Origin of the sequence: Sphingomonas sp. PP-CC-3A-396 (assembly GCF_004343105.1) — a bacterium.
Lineage (GTDB): Bacteria > Pseudomonadota > Alphaproteobacteria > Sphingomonadales > Sphingomonadaceae > Sphingomonas.
The window spans coordinates 25,183-49,162 of the sequence record NZ_SLYF01000011.1 but is presented as its reverse complement, the minus strand read 5'-3'; the positions used below and the strand labels follow the sequence as shown (position 1 = coordinate 49,162).

21 protein-coding genes and 1 pseudogene are annotated in these 23,980 nt (G+C 58.2%); 12 read left to right on the top strand and 10 right to left on the bottom strand.

Annotated elements, in window-relative coordinates:
• Positions 1 to 66: 66 nt before the first annotated feature.
• The 3 genes from C8J40_RS18720 (at position 67) to C8J40_RS18710 (ending at position 2,619) form a co-directional block, all read left to right on the top strand.
• The gene (locus C8J40_RS18720; protein WP_207901272.1) at positions 67 to 1,311 is read left to right on the top strand and encodes a molybdopterin-dependent oxidoreductase; all 1,245 of its coding nucleotides are present in this window, start codon (positions 67 to 69) and stop codon (positions 1,309 to 1,311) included.
• A 13-nt stretch (positions 1,312 to 1,324) separates the two neighbouring features.
• Complete coding sequence (locus C8J40_RS18715) at positions 1,325 to 1,801, top strand: hypothetical protein (RefSeq protein ID WP_037535047.1); 477 nt, start codon at positions 1,325 to 1,327, stop codon at positions 1,799 to 1,801.
• A 60-nt stretch (positions 1,802 to 1,861) separates the two neighbouring features.
• Positions 1,862 to 2,619, top strand: a protein-coding gene (locus C8J40_RS18710; protein ID WP_132898307.1) for an IS5 family transposase whose coding sequence is annotated in 2 segments (ribosomal slippage) — positions 1,862 to 2,195 and positions 2,195 to 2,619 — 759 coding nt in all. Because the reading frame shifts where the segments join, the coding sequence is not laid out codon by codon here.
• 73 nt (positions 2,620 to 2,692) lie between these two features.
• Here C8J40_RS18710 and C8J40_RS18705 read toward each other — a convergent pair.
• From C8J40_RS18705 to C8J40_RS18695, 3 genes are read right to left on the bottom strand one after another with little or no spacing between them, the layout of a single operon-like run.
• Positions 2,693 to 3,205 (bottom strand): MgtC/SapB family protein, encoded by a 513-nt coding sequence (locus C8J40_RS18705; protein ID WP_107963382.1) that lies wholly within the window; start codon positions 3,203 to 3,205, stop codon positions 2,693 to 2,695.
• Positions 3,202 to 4,272: a sulfite oxidase gene (locus C8J40_RS18700; RefSeq protein WP_037535043.1), complete on the bottom strand. Its 1,071-nt coding sequence runs from the start codon at positions 4,270 to 4,272 to the stop codon at positions 3,202 to 3,204. The genes C8J40_RS18705 and C8J40_RS18700 overlap by 4 nt, the downstream gene beginning before the upstream one ends.
• Before the next feature lie 59 nt (positions 4,273 to 4,331).
• Positions 4,332 to 5,369, bottom strand: a complete 1,038-nt coding sequence (locus C8J40_RS18695) for a putative sulfate exporter family transporter (RefSeq protein ID WP_051583497.1) — start codon at positions 5,367 to 5,369, stop codon at positions 4,332 to 4,334.
• 164 nt (positions 5,370 to 5,533) lie between these two features.
• On the opposite strand from C8J40_RS18695, the pseudogene C8J40_RS18690 reads away from it, so the two are divergent.
• A pseudogene (locus C8J40_RS18690) lies at positions 5,534 to 6,411 on the top strand (LysR substrate-binding domain-containing protein).
• Positions 6,412 to 6,879: 468 nt separating this feature from the next.
• Here C8J40_RS18690 and C8J40_RS18685 read toward each other — a convergent pair.
• Complete coding sequence (locus tag C8J40_RS18685) at positions 6,880 to 7,755, bottom strand: replication initiation protein (RefSeq protein ID WP_132898306.1); 876 nt, start codon at positions 7,753 to 7,755, stop codon at positions 6,880 to 6,882.
• A 907-nt stretch (positions 7,756 to 8,662) separates the two neighbouring features.
• On the opposite strand from C8J40_RS18685, the gene C8J40_RS18680 reads away from it, so the two are divergent.
• A complete protein-coding gene (locus tag C8J40_RS18680; protein ID WP_132898305.1) occupies positions 8,663 to 8,926 on the top strand; it encodes a hypothetical protein in 264 nt (87 codons plus the stop codon).
• An 80-nt stretch (positions 8,927 to 9,006) separates the two neighbouring features.
• Here the strand turns inward: C8J40_RS18680 and C8J40_RS18675 are convergent, their stop codons facing one another.
• Positions 9,007 to 9,342: a TraK family protein gene (locus C8J40_RS18675; protein WP_165911513.1), complete on the bottom strand. Its 336-nt coding sequence runs from the start codon at positions 9,340 to 9,342 to the stop codon at positions 9,007 to 9,009.
• 411 nt (positions 9,343 to 9,753) lie between these two features.
• Here C8J40_RS18675 and traJ point away from each other — a divergent pair, with 411 nt between their 5' ends.
• From traJ to C8J40_RS18650, 5 genes are all read left to right on the top strand, one after another.
• Positions 9,754 to 10,164, top strand: coding sequence for a conjugal transfer transcriptional regulator TraJ (traJ, locus tag C8J40_RS18670; protein WP_132898303.1), 411 nt, complete (start codon positions 9,754 to 9,756; stop codon positions 10,162 to 10,164).
• A 13-nt stretch (positions 10,165 to 10,177) separates the two neighbouring features.
• Positions 10,178 to 12,259, top strand: coding sequence for a TraI/MobA(P) family conjugative relaxase (gene traI, locus C8J40_RS18665; RefSeq protein ID WP_132898302.1), 2,082 nt, complete (start codon positions 10,178 to 10,180; stop codon positions 12,257 to 12,259).
• A 77-nt stretch (positions 12,260 to 12,336) separates the two neighbouring features.
• Positions 12,337 to 12,756, top strand: a complete 420-nt coding sequence (locus tag C8J40_RS18660; protein WP_132898301.1) for a hypothetical protein — start codon at positions 12,337 to 12,339, stop codon at positions 12,754 to 12,756.
• A gap of 124 nt (positions 12,757 to 12,880) precedes the next feature.
• Positions 12,881 to 13,867 carry an alpha/beta hydrolase gene (locus C8J40_RS18655; protein WP_243693491.1) on the top strand — a complete coding sequence of 329 codons (987 nt, stop codon included), beginning with the start codon at positions 12,881 to 12,883 and terminating at the stop codon, positions 13,865 to 13,867.
• Complete coding sequence (locus C8J40_RS18650; RefSeq protein ID WP_132898299.1) at positions 13,867 to 15,150, top strand: DUF4062 domain-containing protein; 1,284 nt, start codon at positions 13,867 to 13,869, stop codon at positions 15,148 to 15,150. The genes C8J40_RS18655 and C8J40_RS18650 overlap by 1 nt, the downstream gene beginning before the upstream one ends.
• 1,266 nt (positions 15,151 to 16,416) lie before the next feature.
• Here C8J40_RS18650 and C8J40_RS18645 read toward each other — a convergent pair.
• The 5 genes from C8J40_RS18645 to C8J40_RS18625 all read right to left on the bottom strand — a co-directional run bounded on the left by C8J40_RS18645 (position 16,417) and on the right by C8J40_RS18625 (position 21,238).
• Positions 16,417 to 17,406 (bottom strand): HNH endonuclease, encoded by a 990-nt coding sequence (locus tag C8J40_RS18645; protein ID WP_132898298.1) that lies wholly within the window; start codon positions 17,404 to 17,406, stop codon positions 16,417 to 16,419.
• Positions 17,407 to 18,807: a restriction endonuclease gene (locus C8J40_RS18640; protein ID WP_165911512.1), complete on the bottom strand. Its 1,401-nt coding sequence runs from the start codon at positions 18,805 to 18,807 to the stop codon at positions 17,407 to 17,409. It lies immediately after the preceding gene.
• Entirely contained in the window at positions 18,804 to 19,853 is a 1,050-nt protein-coding gene (locus C8J40_RS18635) for a DNA cytosine methyltransferase (RefSeq protein ID WP_132898296.1), read from the bottom strand. Before C8J40_RS18635 ends, C8J40_RS18640 begins: the two co-directional genes overlap by 4 nt.
• Before the next feature lie 12 nt (positions 19,854 to 19,865).
• Complete coding sequence (locus tag C8J40_RS18630; RefSeq protein ID WP_347812487.1) at positions 19,866 to 20,957, bottom strand: DNA cytosine methyltransferase; 1,092 nt, start codon at positions 20,955 to 20,957, stop codon at positions 19,866 to 19,868.
• A gap of 89 nt (positions 20,958 to 21,046) precedes the next feature.
• The gene (locus tag C8J40_RS18625) at positions 21,047 to 21,238 is read right to left on the bottom strand and encodes a CopG family transcriptional regulator (RefSeq protein ID WP_132898294.1); all 192 of its coding nucleotides are present in this window, start codon (positions 21,236 to 21,238) and stop codon (positions 21,047 to 21,049) included.
• 359 nt (positions 21,239 to 21,597) lie between these two features.
• On the opposite strand from C8J40_RS18625, the gene C8J40_RS18620 reads away from it, so the two are divergent.
• Both C8J40_RS18620 and C8J40_RS18615 read left to right on the top strand, forming a co-directional pair.
• Positions 21,598 to 22,581 carry a hypothetical protein gene (locus C8J40_RS18620; RefSeq protein ID WP_132898293.1) on the top strand — a complete coding sequence of 328 codons (984 nt, stop codon included), beginning with the start codon at positions 21,598 to 21,600 and terminating at the stop codon, positions 22,579 to 22,581.
• A 35-nt stretch (positions 22,582 to 22,616) separates the two neighbouring features.
• Positions 22,617 to 23,522: a hypothetical protein gene (locus tag C8J40_RS18615; RefSeq protein WP_132898292.1), complete on the top strand. Its 906-nt coding sequence runs from the start codon at positions 22,617 to 22,619 to the stop codon at positions 23,520 to 23,522.
• Positions 23,523 to 23,980 lie beyond the last annotated feature (458 nt).

Sequence of the window (23,980 nt, the reverse complement as noted above, 5' to 3'; positions counted from 1 at the left end):
CCGATCGACCCGTACCGGGCAGACCGTCGGACGGATCGCGCATAAGAGCATGACATCGAAGGGAGAATGCTGGTGGACAGCCTGGATATGAAACTGGCGCAGGCGACGAACCGCCGTCGCTTTCTCGCAGAGGCTGCGATCGGCAGCGGCGCGTTGATCGCCGCACCCGCGCTGGCGCAGAGCATTGTCGATCTGCACCTGCCTGGCGGTCCGTCGGAACGACCGATGACCAGTGCGTTCCCTGGCAAGGGCAACATGATCCTCCAGCGTATCCACCCGCCTTTGCTGGAAACGCCGATGAGCGTGTTCAATGGTGACGTCTTCACGCCAAACGACCAGTTCTTCGTCCGCTGGCACTGGGCTGACATCCCCACCGCGATCGATGTCGAGGCGTTCCGGATCAAGGTGCACGGCGCGGTCACGCGGCCGCTGTCGATCTCGCTCGCGCAACTGCTGAAGTTGCCACGCGTCGAGCTGGCGGCGATCAACCAATGCTCGGGCAATTCGCGTGCGCTGTTCCAGCCGCCCGTTGCCGGTGCGCAGTGGCGTCACGGGGCCATGGGCAACGCCAAATGGCTCGGCGTGCGCCTGCGCGACGTGCTCGACATCGCCGGCGTGAAGCCGGGCGCGGTTGCGGTGCGGTTCGGTGCGCTCGACCAACCGGTGGTCGCGGGTGGACCGGATTTCGCCAAGTCGCTGTCGATCGACCACGCACGCGACGGCGAAGTGATGCTCGCCTTCGGGATGAACGGCGAACAGATGCCGCTCCTCAACGGCTTCCCGGTCCGGCTGATCGTACCCGGCTGGTATTCGACCTATTGGGTCAAGATGCTGAACGACATCGAGGTGCTCGCCGCACCCGACGACGGTTACTGGATGGCCAAGGCGTACAAGATCCCTGACACTCCAGGCGCGAACGTGCGGCCTGGCCAGAAGGATTTCCCGGCCGTGCCCATCAACAAGATGATCCCGCGCAGCTGGGTCACGAGCCTCGACGAAGGGCAGGCAATCGCGTTCGACCGGTCAATCCCGCTGGGCGGCATTGCGATGGGGGGCGATTGCGGCGTCGCCAAGGTCGATGTGTCGACCGACAACGGCAAGACCTGGTACAAGACAGTGCTCGGCCCCGATCACGGCAAATACAGTTTCCGCCGCTGGGACGCGCAGGTGCCGCTCACGCATGCGGGCCCGACCAGGCTGATGTCGCGCTGCTGGAACACCGCCGGCATCGCGCAGCCGATGACGCCGATCTGGAACCCGGGCGGGTTCATGCGCGGCAACATCGAAACCACCAACATCGTCGTCGGCTGAGGAGCGCTCCCCCATGAAAACGCCTTCCATCGGCACGCTGTCGTTCGGGTTCGTCGGCGCGACCGTCGTTCTTCTGCTCGCGATTGGTGCCCCGAACAGCCGCGTCGCCCCGCCGCCTGCCGCCCCGACCGCACCACCGCCGCCAAGCGTCTCGGCGCGCGGCTTCTCGCTGGCGTCCACTTCGGTCGATCTCCCAACCGACGAAGGGCAATATCCCGCCGGCCCGCATGCCGACGTCATCAATGCGAACTGCACCTCGTGTCATTCGGCGAGCATGGCGCTGAACCAGCCGCCACTCTCCGCCGACCAGTGGACCGCGGAGGTCACCAAGATGCGCGAGGTCTACAAAGCCCCCGTCGCCGCAGCCGACGTGCCGGCGATCGTCGCTTATCTGACCGCCATGAGCGCAAAGCAGCCGGGCGCCGCGAAGGGCAAGGCGCAAGACCCCGATCCGAAGGCTGCGCCCGACGTATCGGGGGGATCAGGCTAGGGTCAGGACCCATTGATGTGAGAGGCGCGATCTGATTCAGGCTCCGTGAGGAGTCTGAGGATGAGCGACCTGTACTGGCTGACGGAGGAGCAGATGGCGCGCCTGCGGCCATATTTCCCAAAGAGCCATGGCAAGCCGCGAGTTGACGACCGGCGGGTGTTGAGCGGCATCGTTTTCGTGAATCGCAATGGGCTGCGCTGGCGTGATGCGCCCAGCGACTACGGCCCGCACAAGACGCTCTACAATCGCTGGAAACGGTGGGGTGAGATGGGTGTGTTCCTCCGCATGATGGAGGGCTTGGCTGCCGCTGATGCCGACCCAAAGACCGTCATGATCGACGCGACATATCTGAAGGCGCACCGCACGGCATCGAGCCTGCGGGTTAAAAAGGGGATCTCGGGCGCCTGATTGGTCGCACCAAAGGCGGCATGAACACGAAGCTCCACGCCGTGACTGACGCAAACGGCCGTCGGCTCAGCTTCTTCATGACCGCCGGACAGGTCAGCGATTACACCGGTGCGGCCGCATTGCTCGACGATCTGCCCAAGGCGCAATGGCTGCTCGGCGACCGCGGGTACGATGCCGACTGGTTTAGGGATGCCTTGCAGGCCAAGGGCATCCAGCCATGCATACCAGGTCGGAGGTCTCGGCTTGAGCCCATCAAATACGACAAACGCCGCTACAGGTGCCGTAGCCGTATCGAGATCATGTTCGGACGGCTGAAGGACTGGCGCCGCGTTGCGACCCGCTACGATAGGTGTCCGACAGTCTTCTTGTCCGCCATCGCCCTCGCTGCCACCGTCATCTTCTGGCTTTGATCAACGAGTCCTGACCCTCATGAAGTCCTCCGTCTGCAAAACTACTGGTGCACCGTTTCGCGCCAAGGATTATTCAGGGTTTCTGCTCGGCGTCCCGCCGGTCCGCTTCGGCCGGGGTCTGCCGAGCGCGTTCGCGGATACGGCGTTCGAGCGGTGCGCCGACGAACAACACTAGCATCGCCAGCAGCAGACCGCCCACAAGTAGTGGCCACACCGCCAATCCCGCTGCCGCTCCGAGCGTCGCTGACACCCAGATGCACGCCGCCGTTGCTAGCCCGTGCACCTCCTGCCCGCTGCCAACGCGCAGGACCGCGCCCGCGCCGATGAAGCCGACGCCGGATAGGATGCCCTGCATCACTCGACCTGCTGCATCGGCGTTCACGTTCGGCAAGCCGCTGTGGACGATCGCCTGGACGGCGATGCAACTCGCGAGCCCGACCAGCCCCAGCGTCCGCAGACCCATGATCTGTCGGTTCTCGCGTGACCGTTCCCAGCCGAGCGTCATGCCGGCCGCCGTCGCCACGATCATCCTGCCGATCGCGTCGACCCAGAAGGCGAGATCGACCGACAAAGGCGGCGGATTCACTCGACCAGCACGTGGACGTGGTGCCAGGCCGTGCAGAGGTATCCGGCGAAGTTCCACATCGTATCGGGTAGTTCGGGCTGACCCTGGCCCGCATCGTCGAACGCGCGCACCACAAGGTGCTGGCGCCCCTTGGGCAGTTCCGCATCGAGCGACCAGCGCTGCCAGCTCCACTGCCCGTCCGGATCGTCGGAGAAATCGGCCTGCCGCCAGTCTCGACCGCCGTTCAGCGACACCTCTACCCGCGACACGTCGCGCTCATAGGCGACGGCATAGCCCTCGATCCGGACCTTGCCCGCGGGCAGACTCTCGCCCGAACCAGGCGAGCAGATCGCGGCGTTGAGCGGCATGGCGTTGATCGTCAGCCCTTGCGTCCAGTCCGCCGTCTCGCTGGTCACGTCGGCCGGAAAAAGCTTGTAATCGTGCGCCTGGATCGGCGCCTCGGAGGGCGTGTCCTTGACCTCGATCCGGGTCAGCCACTTGGCGCTACGCACGCCAGCATAGCCTGGCACGACCAGACGCAACGGCGCACCGTGCTCGGATGCCAGCGGTTCGCCGTTCATCGCCCAGGCGAGCAGCACGTCGGGCGCCCGCGCCTTGGTCATAGCGATCGAGACGCCGAACGGTGCCACCTCGCCTTCCACATCCACCTCGTCAGCGCCGGTGAAGCAGACGAACAGGTTGGACGCGTCCGATGCTCCAACTGCATCCAACAGGTCTGCGAGCCGCACGCCCGTCCACTCGGCATTGCCGATCGCGCCTATGTCCCACGGATCGCCTGAAGTCTTGCCCACCTGTTGGAGATCGGTCCGGCGGTTGCCGGCGCACTGAAGCACAGCCGTGACAGTCCGGACCGGAAAGCGCGCCTTCAACTCCGCAATCGAGATGGAGCACTCGCCCACACTGATCCCGCCCACCTCAATCCGGTGATCGGCCGGCAGGTCCGGCACGGGCCCATGGCTGCGCACATAGAACAGGTTCTGTGGCGTCAAGAACCGCTCGATCAAGGCGCCGGGCACCGGCTCGGCGTTGTAGGGCTCGGGGTTCCGCTCTATCATCAGCTCGCTCATGCTATTGTAACGCCTGACAATCGGTTTGGCCTCGGCCTCATCCTCACTATCTTGCCCGATCATGCGATGTGCAGCGCGGCCAGCAGCGTCAGGCTGATCGCGGCCAAGCCGAGCAACGACAACACGACGGCCATGGTCACGCGGCCCCCGGCCTTGGCGACGGTGCGGACGTCCACGCCGAGCCCGAGCGCCGCCATGGAAACGACGGTCAGCAGCGTGGCGCTCCGGCCGATCGGCGCGATGGCGACGGTCGGCACCAGACCCAGCGAGCGGCAGGCGACCAGTGCGAGGAAGCCGATGATGAACCAGGGCACGAGGTGGGCGAGGTCCATCCGCTTGGCCGTAGGCGCACCGGCGACGAACTCGCCTTCGGGAACCGACTGCGGCGCGAGACGAGGCGCCACCAGCGACAGAACAAGGCACACCGGCCCGAGCATCAGCACGCGCACCAGCTTGACGAGCGTACCCATCTGCACGGCGGTGGCGCCCAACGGCGAGGCGGCTGCGATCACCTGCGGCACGGCATAGACAGTGAGCCCGGCGAGCGCCCCGAAGGCGAGCCCGCCCATGCCGAGCGCAATCCCGAGCAGTGGCAGGCCAAGCACTACCACCACACCCAGTACCGCCGTGAACGCGATCGAGGCAGCTACGTCGTCGCTGTCGGCGCCGATTACCGGTGCCACGGCCGCGATGGCGGAGTTGCCGCAGATTGAATTGCCGCAAGCCACCAGCAGCGCCATCCGCGTCGGCAAGCCGAGCAATCGGCCGATCCCAAAGCTGAGCAGGATTGCGCTCACGACCACGCCGGCGATACCGGCGAGGAGCGGCAGCCCGGCCGCCAAGATGGTCGCGGCACTGACCGAAGCACCGAGCAGGACGACCGCCACCTCCAGTAAGTATTTGGCGCTGAATGCGATGCCTTCGTGCCACCTTTCATCCGGGGTCCAAAGGCTGCGCACGGCGGTGCCGATCAGGATGGCGAGCACCAGCGCCTCCAGCCACGCCTTGCCGGCCAGTGCGCGCTCGCCCGCCTCCAGCGCGTAGGCCGAGCCGGTGACGGCGAGGCAGAGGCCGACGCCGGGCAGCAGCGCGGGCAATCTGCTAGTCTGGACGGTAGGGAATATACGATCGGGATAGGCAAAACTGGCCACGGCGGTGTTCCTTCCGTCGCACGATCTAAACCCTGCCTACCGATCGCTCCAACTTAGCCTTGTTGTCATTCCGATCGTCAATCGTGATCGGTTTCTATATCAGGTGCGGTGTGACACTGGAGCAACTGCGCATCTTCGTCGGCGTGGCCGAGCGCAAGCATATGACCGTCGCGGCGCGGCCTTAAACGTCACGCAGTCAGAGGCTTCCGCAGCCATCGCCTCGCTTGAGGAGCGACACGCAACCAAGCTCTTCCACCGCGTCGGGCGCGGCATCGCTCTGACAGAGGCCGGACGGCTGTTCCTGACCGAGGCTCGCGGAGTTCTTGCGCGGGCCGACGCGGCCGAGACGGTGCTGGAGGAGCTTGGCGGGCTGAAGCGGGGCACGCTGCGCCTCGTCGCCAGCCAGACCATCGCCGCCTACTGGTTGCCGCCCATCCTTGCGGCTTTCCATGAGCGCTATCCGGCGATTAGTATCGAACTGTCGATCGGCAACACCGGGCAGGCCGCGGCACGCGTCTATGACGGCAAGGCCGATCTGGGTATTGTCGAGGGCGAGATCGACAACCCGGCGTTGGCGCATTGGCCGATCGGCGAAGACCGGCTGTTGCTCGTCGGAGCACAGCCTTTCGGCGACGCCGACATCGACGTGACATGGCTGCGACGAGCACGCTGGGGGCAACGGGAGCCTGGATCAGGCACGCGATCGACGTTGAATAGCGAGTTGCGCAGCTTGGGAGTCGATCCGGCTGCCCTCGACGTGGCGCTGACGATGCCGTCTAATGAAAGCGACCGAACGGCCGTGGAGGCTGGGGCGGACGTTGCTGTCCTGTCGGCGCTAGTGGTCGACCCGGCCATCAAGGCAGGTCTGTTGCACGTCGCACCGATCACATTCGCTCCTCGCCCCTTCTTCGGGCTGCGGCATAAGGAACGCTATCGCACGAAAGCCGCGGATGCGCTGTTGGACGTGATCGGGTTGCAGCGGCGGTAGGTACGCATCGGCATTCTCAAAACGCCATCCTTTTTGGGACCGCCCGCGATCGCCATCTCCTTCCTGAAACCTGTCTGACCGCACTCTACCAGATTTGCGCCATAGTAGGACGGGACATCGCCCACGAGCGGCCGGATCTGGCAGTAGCTGTCGTTCGGCAGACCGTGCCGGGACGACGCCCTTGTCCTAGAAGGCGTAGATTACGGCGGAAAACCCTGTCGCCATCCTGGATGCACGACAAACGGGTGTTTTCGGACACCCAAGCAGACCTGTCGGCGCTTAGCGTATATCTGGGTCCGTTCTATGTACCGACCCCTTCACCGGCGTTGCCCACACCAGATCGTAAAGGGCCTGGCGGCTCAGTTCTTCCGTCACGATGCGATGACCTAGCCTCCGGGATGGAAAGCGGGCTACATTTTAGCCGCTAAATTCGACAACGGATATATCGGTGAGTTTTGGGGTACGTGCTCACCTTTCGGCCGGCGCGCGGAAATCAACCAAGACCGGCAGTTCGGGTATGCCGCCTCGCAGCTTGGCGCGTCGCACGATGCTGTGCTGATCGATCAGGTTCTGTGCGTCACGCTTGCCGCTAGATGTTTTCGGGAACCAGTGAAGCGCAACGCGCTCGACCTTGCGGCCTTTCTTGATGGGAGTAAAGTCCACATAAAAGGGGCAGAGCTTGTTGATTTCCTCGACGGCTACCTTGAGGCAGTATTTATTAAGATCGGCGAAGCGTTCAAGCTTGCCACTCGGCACGTTAAGGAGACCCCGTATTTCCTCAATCGTGAAATCCTCCTTTTGTTTGTACTCAAGGCCGATACGACGTTCGATCATTTCATAAAGGCAAAGGGAGTACTTCGATTCGAAGCAGTACATTACCTGTGTTTTGAGGCGAGCATAAACCTCACTATTTCGGAGTATCTCGATCAGTTCTTCAGGAATCCGATAGTGAAGAAAGCCGTCCTTTTCGAGACTTTCATCGCTGGGACCCAGGAGCTGGACACGGCGCTTGTAGCTTTTGCCCCCCTTGCGGATCGTCACGATCGCGATCGTACCCATCAGACGCAGCAAGGAACTCTCTATGCGTTCGTTGCCCTGATGTGTGCCTTTTAGGGCTGACTTGGAAATACTGTGAATTATCGGTTCGCCAATTCGCTCCCACGCATTGGCTATGAGCAGGTTGTAGATACGACGATCAGCTAGGGTGAGCGGGCTCAACTCCACGATATCAACCAGCTCGCCAGGCTTGACGATTTCCCCGTAATTGGCGGGATCGAACGGGTTGCCACGTCCTTTCTGCGTCAGCGTGCGGAAGGTCAGATCAGCGGCGGCGGGTTGCGACATAGCTTGACCAACGGTGAGTGAGAGTGAAATCCTGGCTCACCTTAACAATGAAATGTGAGTTGGGCAAACCCTCTAGCTCGCCGGTAAAAGAGGCGCGTAGTACCCCAAAACTCACCGTGAATCTGGAAGACAGGGGCGGCATACCCCAACGCTCACCTGAAGCGGCCCCAACGCTCACCGCAGCCGACCCAAAAACTCACCTAGGGCTACCCTAACACTCACGCGAATCATCCCCAACACTCACTGTTAGAGGCAGTTTTCCGCAGAAATCCGGGGGAGGCGGAGCCCTGAATCTAGAATCTAAGAAGAATATTTGAATCTGAACTGGCAACGGTGAGTTTTGGGGTAGGCCAAGCTGTGGATAACTTAGGCCGACAAGGACGCAAGCACGAAACGAACGAGTGACAAGACAATGAATCGGGCGTTGCCCGATGCACTACGATTAGGCTGGCTTCGCCAGCGGCACGCCTGAACCGATTCCCCCAAAAACCAAAATTATCGCCAAAAGCAACCGTCCAAATGGCTTTCCGATAAAGCCATGCGGAACCGGCAGAGTGGAACGATCGTCGACAGCGCTTGCGGCAGCGTTGAAGGGCATAAGTTTGAACTACCGCGCCAAAGGTGAGGGCATACCCCAAAACTCACCTTTGAATGTGTGGGGGTGATCGCACTCCCCATTGCCGACACCGGCCCGTTCTGCGATCGTGTCTAAGCGGCACGGTCAATCCCGTCCGTGGGGCGTCGTAACCCCTTCACCACGTCGATCTGGTCGAGTTTCTCGGCCGGGTGGCCGACGCACATGTCCAGGGCTCTGCCTAAAAGCGGCGGCGCCTTGTGCGACGTGCAGGGTTACGAACGCCCGGCTCTCAGGCCGGGCACCGCCTCCAACACGACGATGGAGGTGACTGTGCTGGACGACGATTTTCATGATGACGATGCTCGGGATGAAGTGCTTCAGCGCCTAGACGCGCGAGTGAAGGCTATGATCGGCGTGCTTGAAATGGAATTTCAAGCGACGCCGAAGGACATCGTGACGTCGGTAGTAACATTACTGACCGATCGTGACCCGATGGGGATGGCCGATCATCTGACCGAACACGCAGACATGCTGAGAATGTTTTTTGGTTCGGCTCCGTCACGCAAGTTCCACCCCAAACCTAGGCGACGGTAACGCGGGGAAGGGCGGACGATCGATAACAGCTAGCCAGCGCCGGAACAGCGGAAGCCTTGGCAAGCGTTAGAGTGCTATGGTCAGATCAGGTCCTCTTTCCGGGGGGTAGAAGTCACCCTAAACGGCTGCTGGAGGCTGGCGGAAGGCACGGCAACCGGATGCTGAGCAGTAGCGCTCGGCTTGCTTGTTGATCGTGGCGTCCCCAGCGCCGGCTTCCCTTGGATCTCGGTGCGCACATATTTGGCAAACGCACTGTGGCCGAACCGGATGCGCCCTTCATCGCGCAGCTGTTCCCAGATCATGCGACCGGACCATCCTTCTTCAAGAGCCGCTTGAATGTCAGCCTTCGCCCGTCGAAACTCGATGCGGTTTCGACAGCTGCTGCCTTTTTCCTGCGCATCCAGGAAATCCCACATGCGCTCCATAACGGGCTTTTGGGGTGCATCGTTTGTCATAGCGCCTCAAACAATACGCTTCCGGTCAAAGCGGGACAAGGCCGGACATAGCGAGACAGTGCGTGTCAGAAGCGTTCACGGTCCGCACATGTATCGGACATTCATCGAACGAACCTCGGACAATTCTGCTATAAACGACGACAAAGCGGGACAAAGCTGGAAATTTCGAGACGTCCTGCTTTGTCCGGCAATGTCCGAATTCATGTCCAAAGGTGTAGCGCGTTTGTACAGACCTAACGAAGGGCAAGATAGGTGATGTTGGCTAACCCGCACGCGGGCCAGCCACCATCACATAACCTTATTCGCAGCGGGGCTGCTCAACGGTTATCTTGCTCTACGAGGTCAAACGGCTACCGCCGTGAGGAGAACGCCATGGTCGAAACGGAAGAGATCAGTGCGGAGGCCGAAGCCGGCATCAACCGTCGTAGCAGGCATCTTCGCGTGCCTGTGACGGCCGAGGAGGGTGGTCAGATTGAGGCGTTGGCGCAGCATGTGGGCTTGCCGATCGCGGCCTATCTTCGCCTTGTCGGGATCGGTTACCAGCCTCGCAGCATGGTCGATGTCGAGCAGGCCCGTGAGCTCGTACGGGTGAATGGCGACCTTGGCAGGCTAGGTGGGCTGTTAAAGCTATGGCTTACTGACGACGCAAAACTGGATGCGCTGAAGCCTGAGAATATGCCCGCTATCATCCGAGGCGTACTCAAACGGATCGAGGCCAACCAGGAGCAGATGGACGACATCATCAAAACCGTGCTTCGATCGCGTCAGAATTTTAGCGGCTGAAACTGACCAACCGATGATCGCCAAACACAGCCCCATGAAGGTCACTCGCAAGAGCGACTTCGCCGGCCTGGTCCGCTACATCACGAGCGCCCAAGGCCGCGACGAACGAGTTGGCGAGATCACGATCACGAACAGCGCAGCCAATGAGCCGGAGCGCGCGGCCCATGACGTGATGCTGGTGCAGTCGGCGAACCAGCGATCGGTTTCGGACAAGACCTATCACCTGATCGTGTCCTTTGCCCCTGGCGAGCATCCCCAACTCGACACCCTACGTGATATTGAGGAGCGGCTTTGCGCTGGCCTCGGCTTTAGCGAGCATCAGCGGATCAGCGCGGTCCACCACGATACCGATCACACGCATCTGCATATCGCGATCAACAAGATTCACCCTGAACGACTGACGATCCACACCCCGCTGCGCGACTATCGGACCCTTGCCGAGATCTGCGAGCAACTCGAAATCGATCACGCGCTGGAGCGCGTGAACCATATGTCGCGGAAGCGGGGAGGGGAGACCCGTGCCGCTGACATGGAGCAGATTGCCGGCCTTGAGAGTATGATCGGGTGGGTGCGCCGTACCTGCGGCGAGGATATCAAGACAGCCGATAGCTGGCAGGCGTTGCATGCCACCATGGCGGCCAACGGGCTCGCGATGCAGGCCAGCGGCAACGGCCTTGTCGTAATTGCTGACAATGGGACAGCCATCAAAGCCAGTTCGATCGCGCGAGAATTGTCAAAAAAGGCGCTGGAAGGCCGGCTAGGGCCGTTCAGGCCGGCCGAGGGCACGCGCGTGCTTGTAGCGCCGGCCCGGGCCTATGAGCCTCGCCCAATGGCTTCTCGCGTGGATACGGCAGCGTTATTTGCCCGCTACCAAGATCAGCAGGGCAAGCACCGTACCGCTCGATCGGCTGAATTCGCTGTGGCATCTGCGAAAAAGGCGGCCGCGATCAAAGCGGTAAAGCGCGCCAGTCGGCTGCGCAGGGGAGCGATCAAGCTGTTGGGTGGGGGCGGTCTCACCCGCAAGCTGTCCTACAGTGTCGCATCGCACGCGACCAAGCAGGCACTCGATAAGATCAGCGCTGCCTATCAGCGCGAGCGTGAGCGGATCAGTCAGCGCAACGATCGCAAGGGCTGGCACGAGTGGTTGCAGACCGAGGCGAAGACGGGAAACGCTGAGGCATTGGTTGCGCTTCGCGCCCGTGAGGGGCGCAAGCACGCTCCGGCGAACGCCGTGCAGGCAAGCTCGACCTCCGCGCAGGGGCTCAGCACGACCGAGCGTGTCGACCATGTTACCAAGCGCGGGACTATCATCTACCGGACCGCGAGTGCGGCCATCAGGGATGATGGGGCGAGCTTGCACGTCTCGCGTGGCGCCGAGATCGAGGGGATCACCGCTGCGCTTAGAATTGCGCGCGAGCGGTACGGCGAGGAACTGTCGATCGTCGGCAGCGCCGAGTTCAAAGAACGCGTCGCGCAGGCCGCAGCTAGCTCCGCGCTTCCCGTTCGGTTCGATGATCCCGAGCTTGAGCGTCGCCGCCAAGCGTTTGTCGCTGGTCTCACGCAGCAGGAAGCGCCTAGGAAAACCAAAGGGCTTCCAAACGGAAAGCCGAACATCAGTCGTATTGGTGAAAATCCCCCGCCCGAAGCCAGGACGCGGCTGCGGGATTTGACCGAAATCGGCATGGTCAGCATGGACGAGCGACCTTCGCGGTTACTCGCGCGTGATGATAGCGCAGACGTGGACGGCGCCGAAGCCCGACGACACCGCCTATTGGATTGGGGTGTTCCGGAGTCTGGGGCAAAGCTCGAGCGCGTCGGGGCGGCCGAGAAGTATATTGCCGAACGTGAGGCTAAGCGTCAGGCTGGGATGAATATACCCAAACACGTGCCCTTTGTAGCCGACACTGACCCGCTCTTTTACGCTGGCACGAGGGAAGTGGAGGGGCAAAAGATGGCACTTCTGCGCCGCGGCAGCGAAATCATGGTGTTGCCGGTCGATGCCACCAGCGCAGCTCGAGCTGCCAGATTAGCGATAGGGGACCGGATAGAGATCAAGTCCGATGGAGTTGTGACAGGTCGAGGACGTCGCCGATAATGAAATTAGCTCCGGCATCATAGAGAAAACCGGCCCATACCTAGGTTGCGTGGTTGGGCGCCAAGAACGGGGGCGAGATGGCAATCGAGCGGATTACAAGCAACGTGACACGATCAGCGGTGCTCGCGGCATTGGCTGAGTACGACGAACTGGGACAGAAACCGTTTTTGAAAAGGTACGGCTATGGCCGTGCGACCAAGTACCAACTCTGGCACGATGGCAAATCCTACGATAGCAAAGCCATCATTGGCGCCGCATTTGGCCATCTCCCAAGCCATCCACCTCCGCTTCGCTTCGATGAGTTCAGTGGGGGGCTGGTCTACGTCGTGCCTGTGTTGAAGGCCTTAGGCTTCTCTTTTGAACCACCAACGACGATCGCTGCCCGTAATCCGCTTTGGTCGCGGGATGAACTGATCCTTGCCCTTGATCTTTACTACCGCCACGGCGGGCGAGATCCTGGCGATTGCCGCTCGGACCGTTTCGTTGGCGGCTCCTAATCGGAAAGGTTTTGGTTGGCGAATAAGCCACTGCCGCTAATCTGCGCTCCCGCAACCAAACTGATCTTGTAGCGTGGTTGCTCTCTCGAACAGGAGATACGGTTTGTCGCGGTTCAGGTTCTTCGTGACCTCGCTCGTCGCAATCGGCATCGCTGGAGCTGCCTTTGGTCAAGCCGACAAAACTGATCCCCCTCCAGCGAAGATTGAGGTCCCGAAGGTGGAACGGGATGGGGTATGGCAGCCGACCGCTGGTGGAATCCAGGTGCCGCTCTGGGCCCCTAATGTCGCTCTAGCGAAGCCAGATACCGGCGATCATCCCGAGGCTACCGGCAATGGCTCACCCCTCGTCGGCGGCAGGATGTGGCATTGGGCAAGCTATGTCAGCCGGCCAACCATGACCATCTACAAGCCGAAAGGGCGGAACACCGGCGCCACGATGATGGTCCTGCCAGGCGGTGGGTTCTACGCGGTTGCCACCGACTTGGAAGGCACCGAAATCTGCGATTGGGTTGTGCAGCAGGGCATGACCTGCGTCATGCTGAAATATCGCACACCGCAGGTGTGGCCGAAAGAGAACGGAAAGCAGCAGCGACCAAAGGTGCTATTGGGGTTGGAAGACGCCCAGCGCGCTATGGGGTTGTTGCGGCAGCGGGCCTCAACCTACAGGATCGATCCGCACAAGATTGGCGTGATTGGCTTCTCTGCGGGCGCATATCTCGTGGCAAATATGAGTAATACGGAAGAACGCACCTACCCCTTAGCCGACGGGGCCGATCAGCAATCGCCCCGGCCGGACTTCGCGATCGTGGCCTACACGGCGCGAATGCTCGATAACAGTAAGGGGAAGAATGACCTCGAACTGCAACCTTGGGTGAAGATTAGTCCGAAAGCACCATCGACGCTTATCATCCACGCCATGAACGACCCGACGGATAATATACGTCAAGGGATGGCTTATGCGTTGGCATTGAACGACGCCGGCGTGCCAGTCGATATGCGCCTCTACGCCAAGGGCGGCCATGCCTTCGGGATGCGCTCGACTGCTGACCCGATCACGACGCAGTGGCCGGGGCAGGTCAAGCAGTGGCTGCAAAATGTCGGTGTGCTGTGATGGCGCGGCGTCCGACATTTTTTCTGTCTTCGACCATCTACGATTTTCGCGATCTCCGGAGCGCAATCAAGTTCAGCCTGGAGGAACGAGGTTGCCGGGTACTCGCGTCCGAGTTCAACGATTTCGGCGGCACACTCGATCAGCACAGTTATGAGACCTGCCTCACCAATATCGAACAGGCCGATTATTTCGTCTTATTTATCGGATCGCGAGTGGGGGGCTGGTACGATGTGGCCAACCGCATCAGTATCACGCAGCAGGAATACCGCAGGGCCTACGAGCTCCACCGGCTGGGTAAGCTCAGGCTGGTCACCTTCGTACGAGAGGAGGTCTGGCAGCTCAAGGAGGAGCGCAAGGAACTCGAGCGCTACCTGAATGAGCTTGAGCTCGCCGATCGGGAGCGTAAGGCGATCGTAGGCTCACCGAGCAAGTTCGCAAACGACGCAGAATTTATCACCAGCTTTATCGCCGAGGCCGGCCGCAACCTTGAGACTAGCCGCGCCGTCAAATTGGGGGAGGCGAAGCCGACCGGCAATTGGGTACATCGTTTTCAAAATTTTCGGGACATCCACGACGTGCTGGCGCCGCTCGCGTTCAGCGGGCTGACTTCGGAGGAAGCGGCGTACCGAAAGGCGCTACAAAACGAACTGTTAATTGTCATGAGTAGGTTGTGCGTCAAGTATGACGGTAAACCGCTCGATCTGCGCGTCGGACTCAAAAAAGGCCTAGATGCAAACCCAATTACCGTTGCAATGCGAGACGCGGGGTCGGTGACCGTGGATCTCGCGAGTTGGGGCCAGTTTACCACCCTTTTATATCAGGTGCTTGGACTGCAGTTCGAGACGGTGGTGATCGACGATGCGCTTACCTCGACGATCTTCCTCGACTATGACGCCGACAGGGGGGGCTATGTTCAAAGTCCTGCCTATGACGCTCTATCGCGCTTGTGGCAGGAAATCCGACATTTTAATGACCTCGCGACAACTGACAACCTCTCAGTCATCTTCGAGACCTCGCCCCGTTCGCTAGGCGGACGCAAGACTGGCGCTTTTACGTTACCTGCGATGAAGGTTGGAATGGTCTATTCGGTCGCGCACCGCTGGATCAATATCGTCCAACTCACCCAGGCGCTAATCCTGCATCTCGAGGGTAATCTCTTCCAGATGCCCGAACTGATGCCCTTCTCGCCAATCGTTGGTTTCGAGGAAGCATACCAGGCCGAGCGGGTCACGGTTGCCGAACTTCGGGCAGCGATGGGTCTTGATGCGCCGCGGTGCGGCTAGAATCCGGTTCAGCTTACGACCATGCAAATGTACTATACCTTGCAGAGCGCCCACTAGCGCTAGCGTGCGCATGACCCCGTTTCGCACAATGTTGAAATGTAGCCGAGTGGGATAACTAATTACGTGATTGTGTTAAGGATTTGGATGGTCACCTTGAAAAGGTAGAGCCTATTTAGGCAATGCTGCCAATGCAGGTACTGACACAATAAGATCGACCATTCGCTACAGCATTATTGGTTTAGTGCTGATATCGCCGGTTTCGCACTACAAAACTTAATTGCTACTATTGCGTTTTAAATTGACAGCAAATTTTATGACCGCTAAATAAAAGCCGGCTCGCGATTGCTCGCGAGCCGGCCCATTGATGCCCAAGCCTGAGACTAGACCCCGTCGTGTTCGAGCACGGCGGGGTTATGCCGTATGCAAGCCATGCCAAGGGTTGGATGCCGTGCATGGGGCGTTTCGATGTCTAACCGGGCGTGCGGACCTCGTCAACGGTCTTTTTCAAGTATATCATTGATGTACGGTGTAAAGCTGCATTATGTATCTAGAACTAAATTATTAGTTTGAAATACCGTCAACAAAAGATCGAAATTAGGAACGGGATTAAATGCCGGATTATTGACCGTACCGTCGACACGTACATTAAATCTGACGTCGAATATGTACGCGAATATATAAGTGGAAAATTGATGCTGAAAAAGTACGTCAAACCGATCGCTACAAAGTGGCGTACAAACCGGCTATCAAAACGCCGTACGAAATGATTTCCAAAAGCGATCGAATAAGGGACGCATCCGGTAGGTCGATAACGTTATCGGCGCATATCCCGGCATCGGTGCAACCCGTGCAAAAGTCAGCGTCGATGCAACACCGGCATTATATTCTCTAACCGCGTCGCATAGCAGAGCAATTGGTTGTGCCGTCGGATTGACCATGGGCTCCTTTTGCGCGTCCCGCCAGGGCGCACCGTCTCGCGCGCCAAATGGTCGTTGATCGTATCGAGCGTCCTCCCCCCTATGAGCAAACCCCGGTCTATCGGGATCGCGAGGTAGCGGGTGCGGCAATGAAAGCGCTTACGGAAGTAGCTTCTAGATCCGCTAGCTGACGCAGCGATTGGCTAAGGCTGCTTTGCATCATCAAGGTTTTATGGGCAGCGCTGTGGGTGCCTTTGAATGTCCCTTAATCGGTCCGCCGTCTCAGCCGGCAGATAGATCCCGGTTTAAGGAAGCCTATAAGAGCTTCACAATTGGAGGTTATGATACCTCATTCCCAGCCGCGCAGTGCATTGGCTTTAATAACCATCTGTGTGGAAGGATAGCTTGCCTGGATCTTGGGTAGTAGCAATAAAGGTTTAAGAGACTTAATGAATGTTTTAAGACCATTATCGCGTCCGTCCACTTTTAACTTAGCCAAATTAACTTTGCTTATCTTGATGACGTACTTCTCATTAAAAGTAACAAGGGAATTATCATAAGAACGATGATGAAGAGCGCAAAGACTTATGCCGTTAGTTACTTTGTCATTGCTCTTGGGGTGGTTGACGGGAAGGATATGCGCCGCATCAAGTAATCGAAGCTGGATGCCGCAGAAAGCACAGCGATGATTATAGGCTTCAAGGACTTGCTCTCCGAACCTGCGGTCGCGCAGAAGGCGTAGTGTGGTAGCCATTACCTTACGCCGGGATTTTGGTAGGTCATCAGGTTCAATAGCGAGTGGGTCAGACGCCATCTGCTGCAGCGCGGCTAGCTGGGCCGGGGCGCCACCTGAGTCATGGATGGTGATCATCTGTTCTACGTAAAGCCCGAGCAGGTCGGGGCGCACAGCGATTGAGAGTTCTCCAGTCGATTTAGCGAAGACACCTATACCCTTTTGCGCCGCTGCTTCGAGGGCCGGCAGGTCCGTCTGCACGGAGGAGGAGGTGCCGATTTGTCCTTCGTGAAAACGATAATCGAATGCTGCAAAAACCTCCGCCTCGGATGACCAGCCCAAAATTAAGGTGCGCATGCCTTTACTGGCGCGAAAATGGTCACCGATAGCGGTCGGCTGAATTCGTCTCTCATGCGGCCGTGAACTCGAGCGCCCCCCCGAGGACACATTCCAAATATGAATCCAGGCATCGATCGACAGGTTGTCTTTGATCAGCCTTGCACGTGCTGGATGGTCATCGTTTAGCCAGATTAGCTGCCAACCGGAGAGTCGCAGCGCGTTCTTAACGCGATCGAGAAGCTCTTCCTTGTCGCGCTTCAACGGCATCTAAGATGCATCCTCCGGCACAATCGGTTGGCTGCGCTTCTGCGCCATCACGCTCACGGCGTTGTTGGCAACATGGTCAAGCAGGACGCTAGCCCCCTTGTCGAGATAGTTGCGCACAACCGTTCCGTTCACCAGTAGGAATTGAAGGTGCGTAGCCTGGGTAATCTCACGAGCGTAGGCGAATGCCTCGCTTGAAAAGTCGCTAGTGGTGACAACAGCGACAACGTGCGCTTTGGAATAGATGGCGAGGCCCACCTCCTTCGCGACATCGCCAAGACTTACGCGTCCGGTGATGCATTTGCACTGAAAGTTCCAGCGCGAGAACAGGAGGTTCTTGCCCTCAGCGGTCAGATCAACCTCTGCATGGGCTGTATCTCGACTACGAAGCCGGAACGCTCGCGGTTCGAGGCCTATGTCGAGGATCATCTTGAGTGCGAGAAGTTCGAGTCCAAGCCCACGATCATAAGTCTGACTGCTTTCAAGCAGGCGGCGGACCTCTGAACGTGGGAGATCGATCTTTGCGCGAAGGTCTGCCGGCACGATCTGATCGAAGTCCGGGAGAATCGCATCGATCGGAATGCCAATCAACTTCGCCGATGGTCGGATCGGACCGCTTTTACCACCGCGTCCGGTTGAGGTGACGCCGTCGGGCACTTCTATCCAGCCGCTATCGACCAACGGCTTGATGACCTTAGCGCGTATCTGATCCTCATCGAACCGGCCGCGGTGATCTCGGAGACACTCGTCAATGACCTGCTTGGCAGGAAGATCGGCGCCCCCATTTCCCTCCGCGATGCGCCGCAGAATTTGAAGGAAGATCTGTTGAGCGAGCGGGAGTTCGGCGAAGCCGGAACGCTCTGAGGCTGAGATACCAAGCGCTGCCTTCATCACCGCCTCGTCCGGTTCTGGGTTGGCCAGGCCATGACGTTTAAACAGCCCTGCTTCGATCATCCAATTGAGAAGGGTCGTATGGTCGGTGGTGGCATTTGAGAGGCCCTCAATGCCGATTACCTCGAGCTCACGTTTGAGGCTTTCCTTGCTAAGCTTCTCTCCTCGAGCGTTGAGCGAGCGAACCGCATCAATGATCGTCATGCCGTTGCGTGTATCGACAACATGGCGAGCGAGCAGGCGAGCCGCTTCCGTCGCATCGGGTGCGACAAGGATGGTTTTACCAGCGTCGGTAAGTGCGAGCGGTGCACGCGTCATCAGCCCGAGGCTTGTCAGTGTTGCAGGGGTGTTTGTGCTTGCCCGTTTGTTACCGGCGCTATTGAAGAAGACGCGGTCCCATTCGGCGATCACGGCCACCAAGTCAGGTGCCAGCTGATCAAGAATCTCAAGCGGGCGCCGGACATCTTTGATGATGCCCGGCGAGAAATCGTTGAAGGATGGTAGCCGCCTCATGCTGCATCCCGAAGTGGTGCGCCTATCGCCTCCGCGACACTTCGACCAACCGCGGCGGCAAGCAGTGGTGGCACTGCGTTGCCGATTTGGCGCCATTGCTGCTCAACCGTTCCAGCAAGCGCAAAAGCATCGGGAAAGGTTTGCAAGCGTTTGATTTCGCTGATCCGTAAAATTCGGCTGCGCCAGTGGAACGGGCCCATATTGTTCGATCGACGTGCCTGTATTGTCCAGGAGGGCATATCGGGGCTCAGCTTCAATAGGAACGACCAGTAGCGACCTCGCCACTTGAAGGTAGGCTCAGGATGCCCCCGTTTCTCCGTAAAATAAAGGTAATTGTCGCCAGGAGGTACTTGCTGAAGGAGGCCATTATGCTGACCGCCTGCAAAATGACCTTCATCCGATGCATTTTCTTCAGTATCTAGGTCAGCCAATACATCTCCTGCTGTTACCCAAGGCAGAAGAGACGAGGTAGGATCGTTCGAGTGGGTAGGCTTCGGAAGCTCGATGCATGCGTCAAGAGAGCCTACCACAAAGCAGCGTTCTCGAATTTGGGGCACGCCATAATTGGCCGCGTTCAATACCGCTGTGCTGACTTTGTAGCCTAGCTTCTCGGCTCGTTCGATGATTGTCGCAAGCGCGTCAGCGTGAACCTTGTAGGCTAACCCCTTCACATTCTCGAGGATGAAGCCACGGGGCCGCACCCAATCGAGCATGTTAAGGTAGCCGTTGATCGTTTCCCAGCCATTGGGATCATCAAGCGCGCGAGGTTTGTCCTTCAGGTAAAAGCGGCTTTTTGAGAATGGAGGGCAAGGTGGACCACCGGCGATCAAATCAATTTCGCCGATCTTGCCGCCCAGCTGAGAAGTCAGATCGGATCGGGTTAGGTCGCCGATCCGGCCAACGACGAACGGTGTAGCTGGCATGTTTTGACGCCAGGTTTTCGCGCACAAACCCTCGAAATCGGAAGCAAGCACGGTTTTGAAGCCGGCATCGTGCAATCCAAGGTCAAGGCCTCCGCAACCGCTGAAAAGACTTATACTACGCAAACGCTATTATCCTTATCGATCTACGGTCGCGAGCACGGCTTCAACCATTCGCTTAGCGAGTGGCGGCGGCACTGCGTTGCCAAGCTGACGGACCCGATCGCGTCGGCTGCCAATGAGTTCGTATTTCTTTGGGAAGCCTTGCAACGCAGCCATTTCAACCGTGCGCAGCCGTCGGCTCGACCAATGAAAAGGGCCTGTCCACGGGCCCGGCGAAGCAGCGATCGTCCACGATGGTCGATCGGGCGATAGCTTCAAAAGAAAATTCCAGAAGCGTGTTTCGGTTTCGAAGGTGGGGTTAGGATGCCCTGCCCAAGCCGTGTGCGCCTTGTAATTTCCTCCTGGTGGCACTGTTTTTAAGTGCTCGGCCCAGCGACCAGTGACGAGTTCCTCGGGTTCGAAATATTTGGGACGATCAAAACCTACCAGTGCCTCACCGGCGGTGACGACCGGCTTCCGGCCTGGGACCCCCTTGAGCGTATGTGTAGGTTCGGGGGTAGTCGGCTTGCCGCGCTTTGCTCCAAGTAGGAATACCCGCTCGCGTGCCTGGGCGACACCATACTCTGCCGCATTCGCTGTCACCTGAGTAACCGCATAGCCTGCTGCCTCAGCTGCGTGCCGGAAGCCATCGAGCACAGGCAGATTTCGAGGGTGCTTAATGCTGGGGACGTTTTCAAAAACAAATCCATCCGCATTCGCTTCGAAGATGAGGCGCCAGAATTCCTCAATGAGTGTGCGTCGCGCATCTGGACGAGCTGTGGTTGGGGCCGGAGGGCGGTTCATCGTGACGCCTGCTGCGCGAGCACGACGGTAGCGAGACTCCTCGCCGTCCTCGATCCAATAAGCGGCCTTTGAAAAAGGTTGGCATGGCGCACCGCCAACTACGATGAGCGGGTCGCCAGGCGCTAGTCCTGCAACTTCTCGTAGGTCCAAACCTGTGATGGCAGCTACGTCGGCCTCGAGCACAGCGCCATGATAACTCTCGTTGGCACGTAGCGTTCGGCAAGCAATTGGATCTAACTCTACACAGGCGCGGACCTCACAGCCGGCGTCGGTCGCTCCTATACTAAGGCCACCGGCGCCCGCGAAAAGGTCGATAACTGGCATTCGTGCACGCCCCTTGCGCACAGGAAATGAACCGGTGGAAGCGACCTCAGCGTTGTGTGGTCGGGTAGCCAAATCGAGCAGCGCCATAATCAGTTACGCAGCCCGAAGTTGAGCGGGAATTGCGCCCCTTGCCCTTGCTCGACAAGCTGGTCGACGGCGTATCGAACCAGCCATGCGACACTGACTTTGTGTTTTAGAGCCAGCTCTTTGAGAGCAGCCTCCTGCGCTCGGCTTAGCGAAGCCGTGACACGTACCACGCCCTCTTCCGCTATCACTGCCATTACATGTCCCTACACAATTTGCAGCATTCTTCTGCATCCTGACTCACAACGATGCAAGCGCGGAACATATCAAGATCATCGCCGCTCATGGACGGCAGTCACCTGCTGCAGGGTCAGCAACGTCGCCGCCAGACCCCCTCCAATTTCAGCTAGCTGTCATTATAAGTTCGATGCCGCTATGGTAGCGTGAAGCATCCGCATTACGGCTATCGTGACGTCGGGCTTCTGAGGGTGGAATGGCAGTTCACAGCGAAATTAAGTACTCCAGCGTCGAGGACTTGTTTCTAGACCCGATGAACCCGCGATTAGGGCGCGGGAATACTGGCGCGACTGTGCGACAGACAAAAATTATAGATTTGATGAAAGACTGGACGCTTGACGAACTGGCGGTTTCTTTCATAGAAAATGGTTTTTGGCCCCAAGAAGCACTTATTGTTGTACGTGAAAAGCTTTATGGGAAGCCATCGCTAGTCGTTGTGGAAGGGAATCGGCGATTAGCGGCCCTAAAACTCCTAAAAGATGCTACTAATGGTTCAATTAAGGACCGGAAATGGTTAGAAATAGCCGATGGCTTAAAACTCTCTGCGACACTCTTTAAGCGTATTCCTTATATTGAGGTAGATGCGCGATCGGATGTCGACGCATTTCTCGGATTTCGCCATGTCACCGGTATTAAAGAGTGGAAACCGGCAGAAAAGGCAGAATACATTGCCAAGTTGGTAGAAGACGGTTCCACCTATCGTGAGGTAATGCGTAAGATAGGAAGCAAGACCCCTACGGTTCGCCAAAACTACATATCCTATCGTCTTCTTTTGCAAATGGAAGAAGTGGATGAGCTTTCTACCGAAGAAGTGGAAGAAAGGTTTAGCGTTCTTTTCCTGTCTCTTCGTACCGAGGGCGTGCAAAAGTATCTGCAAATAGACATGCAGGCTGAGCCAGGGCAGGCTCAGCACCCCGTTCCGCGTTCTCACCTCAAGCAATTAGCGAACTTCGCACTATGGTTGTTTGGAACAAGCACTAAGGCGCCGATAGTTCGAGACTCACGCCAGGTGGATCAGTTTGGTCAGGTACTGCTAAGCAAAAAAGCTATTGAGTACTTGGAAAGGACGCCACGTCCCAGCTTTGAAGCTGCTTACCAACTTGCTGGAGGTGATGAGCCTGAAATAGTAAGAATGATTGAAGCAGCGGCAGATAATATCGAGGCGGCTCTTAGTAGAGCACATAGGTATGCCAAATCTAAGAAGCTCCGAGTTGCTGCGAAGCGTCTCGGAGAAGATGCTCTACAACTTTTAACTATTATTCCCGGCCTAAAGGCCGAAGTGCTCGACGAAGACGAAGGCTGATGCTTGGTTTACCGGCTCGGGGTCTTCATCGGTCAGTGAAGAACCATAATGTAGACTTTGCCGCAATCTATGACTGGATTGAGGCAAGCGTCCTTTTTTTGGGGGAGGACGTTGCGGGGGCTGATATAGTCGATCTTCTTCGGGAAAACGAGATATACCGAGATCAAGACTTTGCTTGGGATCTGGTTAATATAGTATTCGCTGCTATCAGGTCGAGGGCGAGAAAGCTTGGCGAGGGCTATCCAATTCGCGTAAGTGGCGGTACTCGTGTTGTCGGAGTAGAAGATTGGCGCGAGTTTCCAGCCTATGCTTTCTGTCTCGCACTTTCGCTTCCGAGCGTCTATCCAACTTGGGCTCGCGACTTCGGACAGGATTATACTGCCCAAGGCGAGCTCTTTGAAGCTTTAACAGCTGAGAGTGTTTCACGCTCTTTTCAAGACTGGACAGTCCATCCAACAGGGTGGACCAAATCTAATCCTAGCCAGCTTGGTAAAATCGTTGAGGACTTGGCCGCCCAACTTGGTGAGGCAACGGGGGAACTAAAGCGTTGGACCGCTGCAAGTGCGAAAGAGGCGGGACTTGATCTTTTGTGCTTCCGCCCCTTCCCAGATGGACGGGTTGGGATACCTGTCTACCTCCTGCAATGTGCAAGCGGCGCCGATTGGAAGACTAAGCTGAAAACACCAGATCTTAGGATCTGGACTAAAATCATCACTTTCGCAGCGGATCCCAAAAAGGCGTTTTCAATGCCTTACGCTATCGAAGAGGAAGAGTTCATTCAGCGAACGAACGTTGTCGACGGACTTTTGCTAGATCGTCATCGTCTCCTCGCACCAGGGCTCGGAGAGAAAGCTTGGGTAAGCGGGGAGTTGGCTGCGAAGCTTGTCGATTGGGTTTCTGAAAGAATTTTAACATTGCCGAAAGTAGCAGCGTTATCATGATTTGCGTATACCTTCTGGGCTGCCCGGTTACCAATAGATAATAAGCAAATTACGTTGCACAGATTGTAGAATGGTCAAACGAATTGTTTCAGCGAACGGACGGCCGAAGATATGATCTGAGCAGAAGTGAACAGCATGGTGGTTGCATTTCCGAACGTCCGTTATGCTGCTTAGGGACCCATCCTTAGCAGCTATCACGAAGATGGCGCTCTCCTAGCCGCCTGAAAGAGATGGTACGGGAAGCAGGGTATCTTTCTGTTGAAGGCACTCCTTGCGTGTTTAAGTCCTTACGGACGCAATGAGCTGCGTCTGAACTTTTCCAGTAATCAGAATGATCTAGTTGCGTCTCCTGTGTATAGACTCGTGGACGTGTGGTCAGCCCACTCCTGCCAAGTGCTTGGCGGCCGCTGAGCAGAAAGCCACGAGACACATGGCGCTCCAGTGATTGCCCTAGGCGG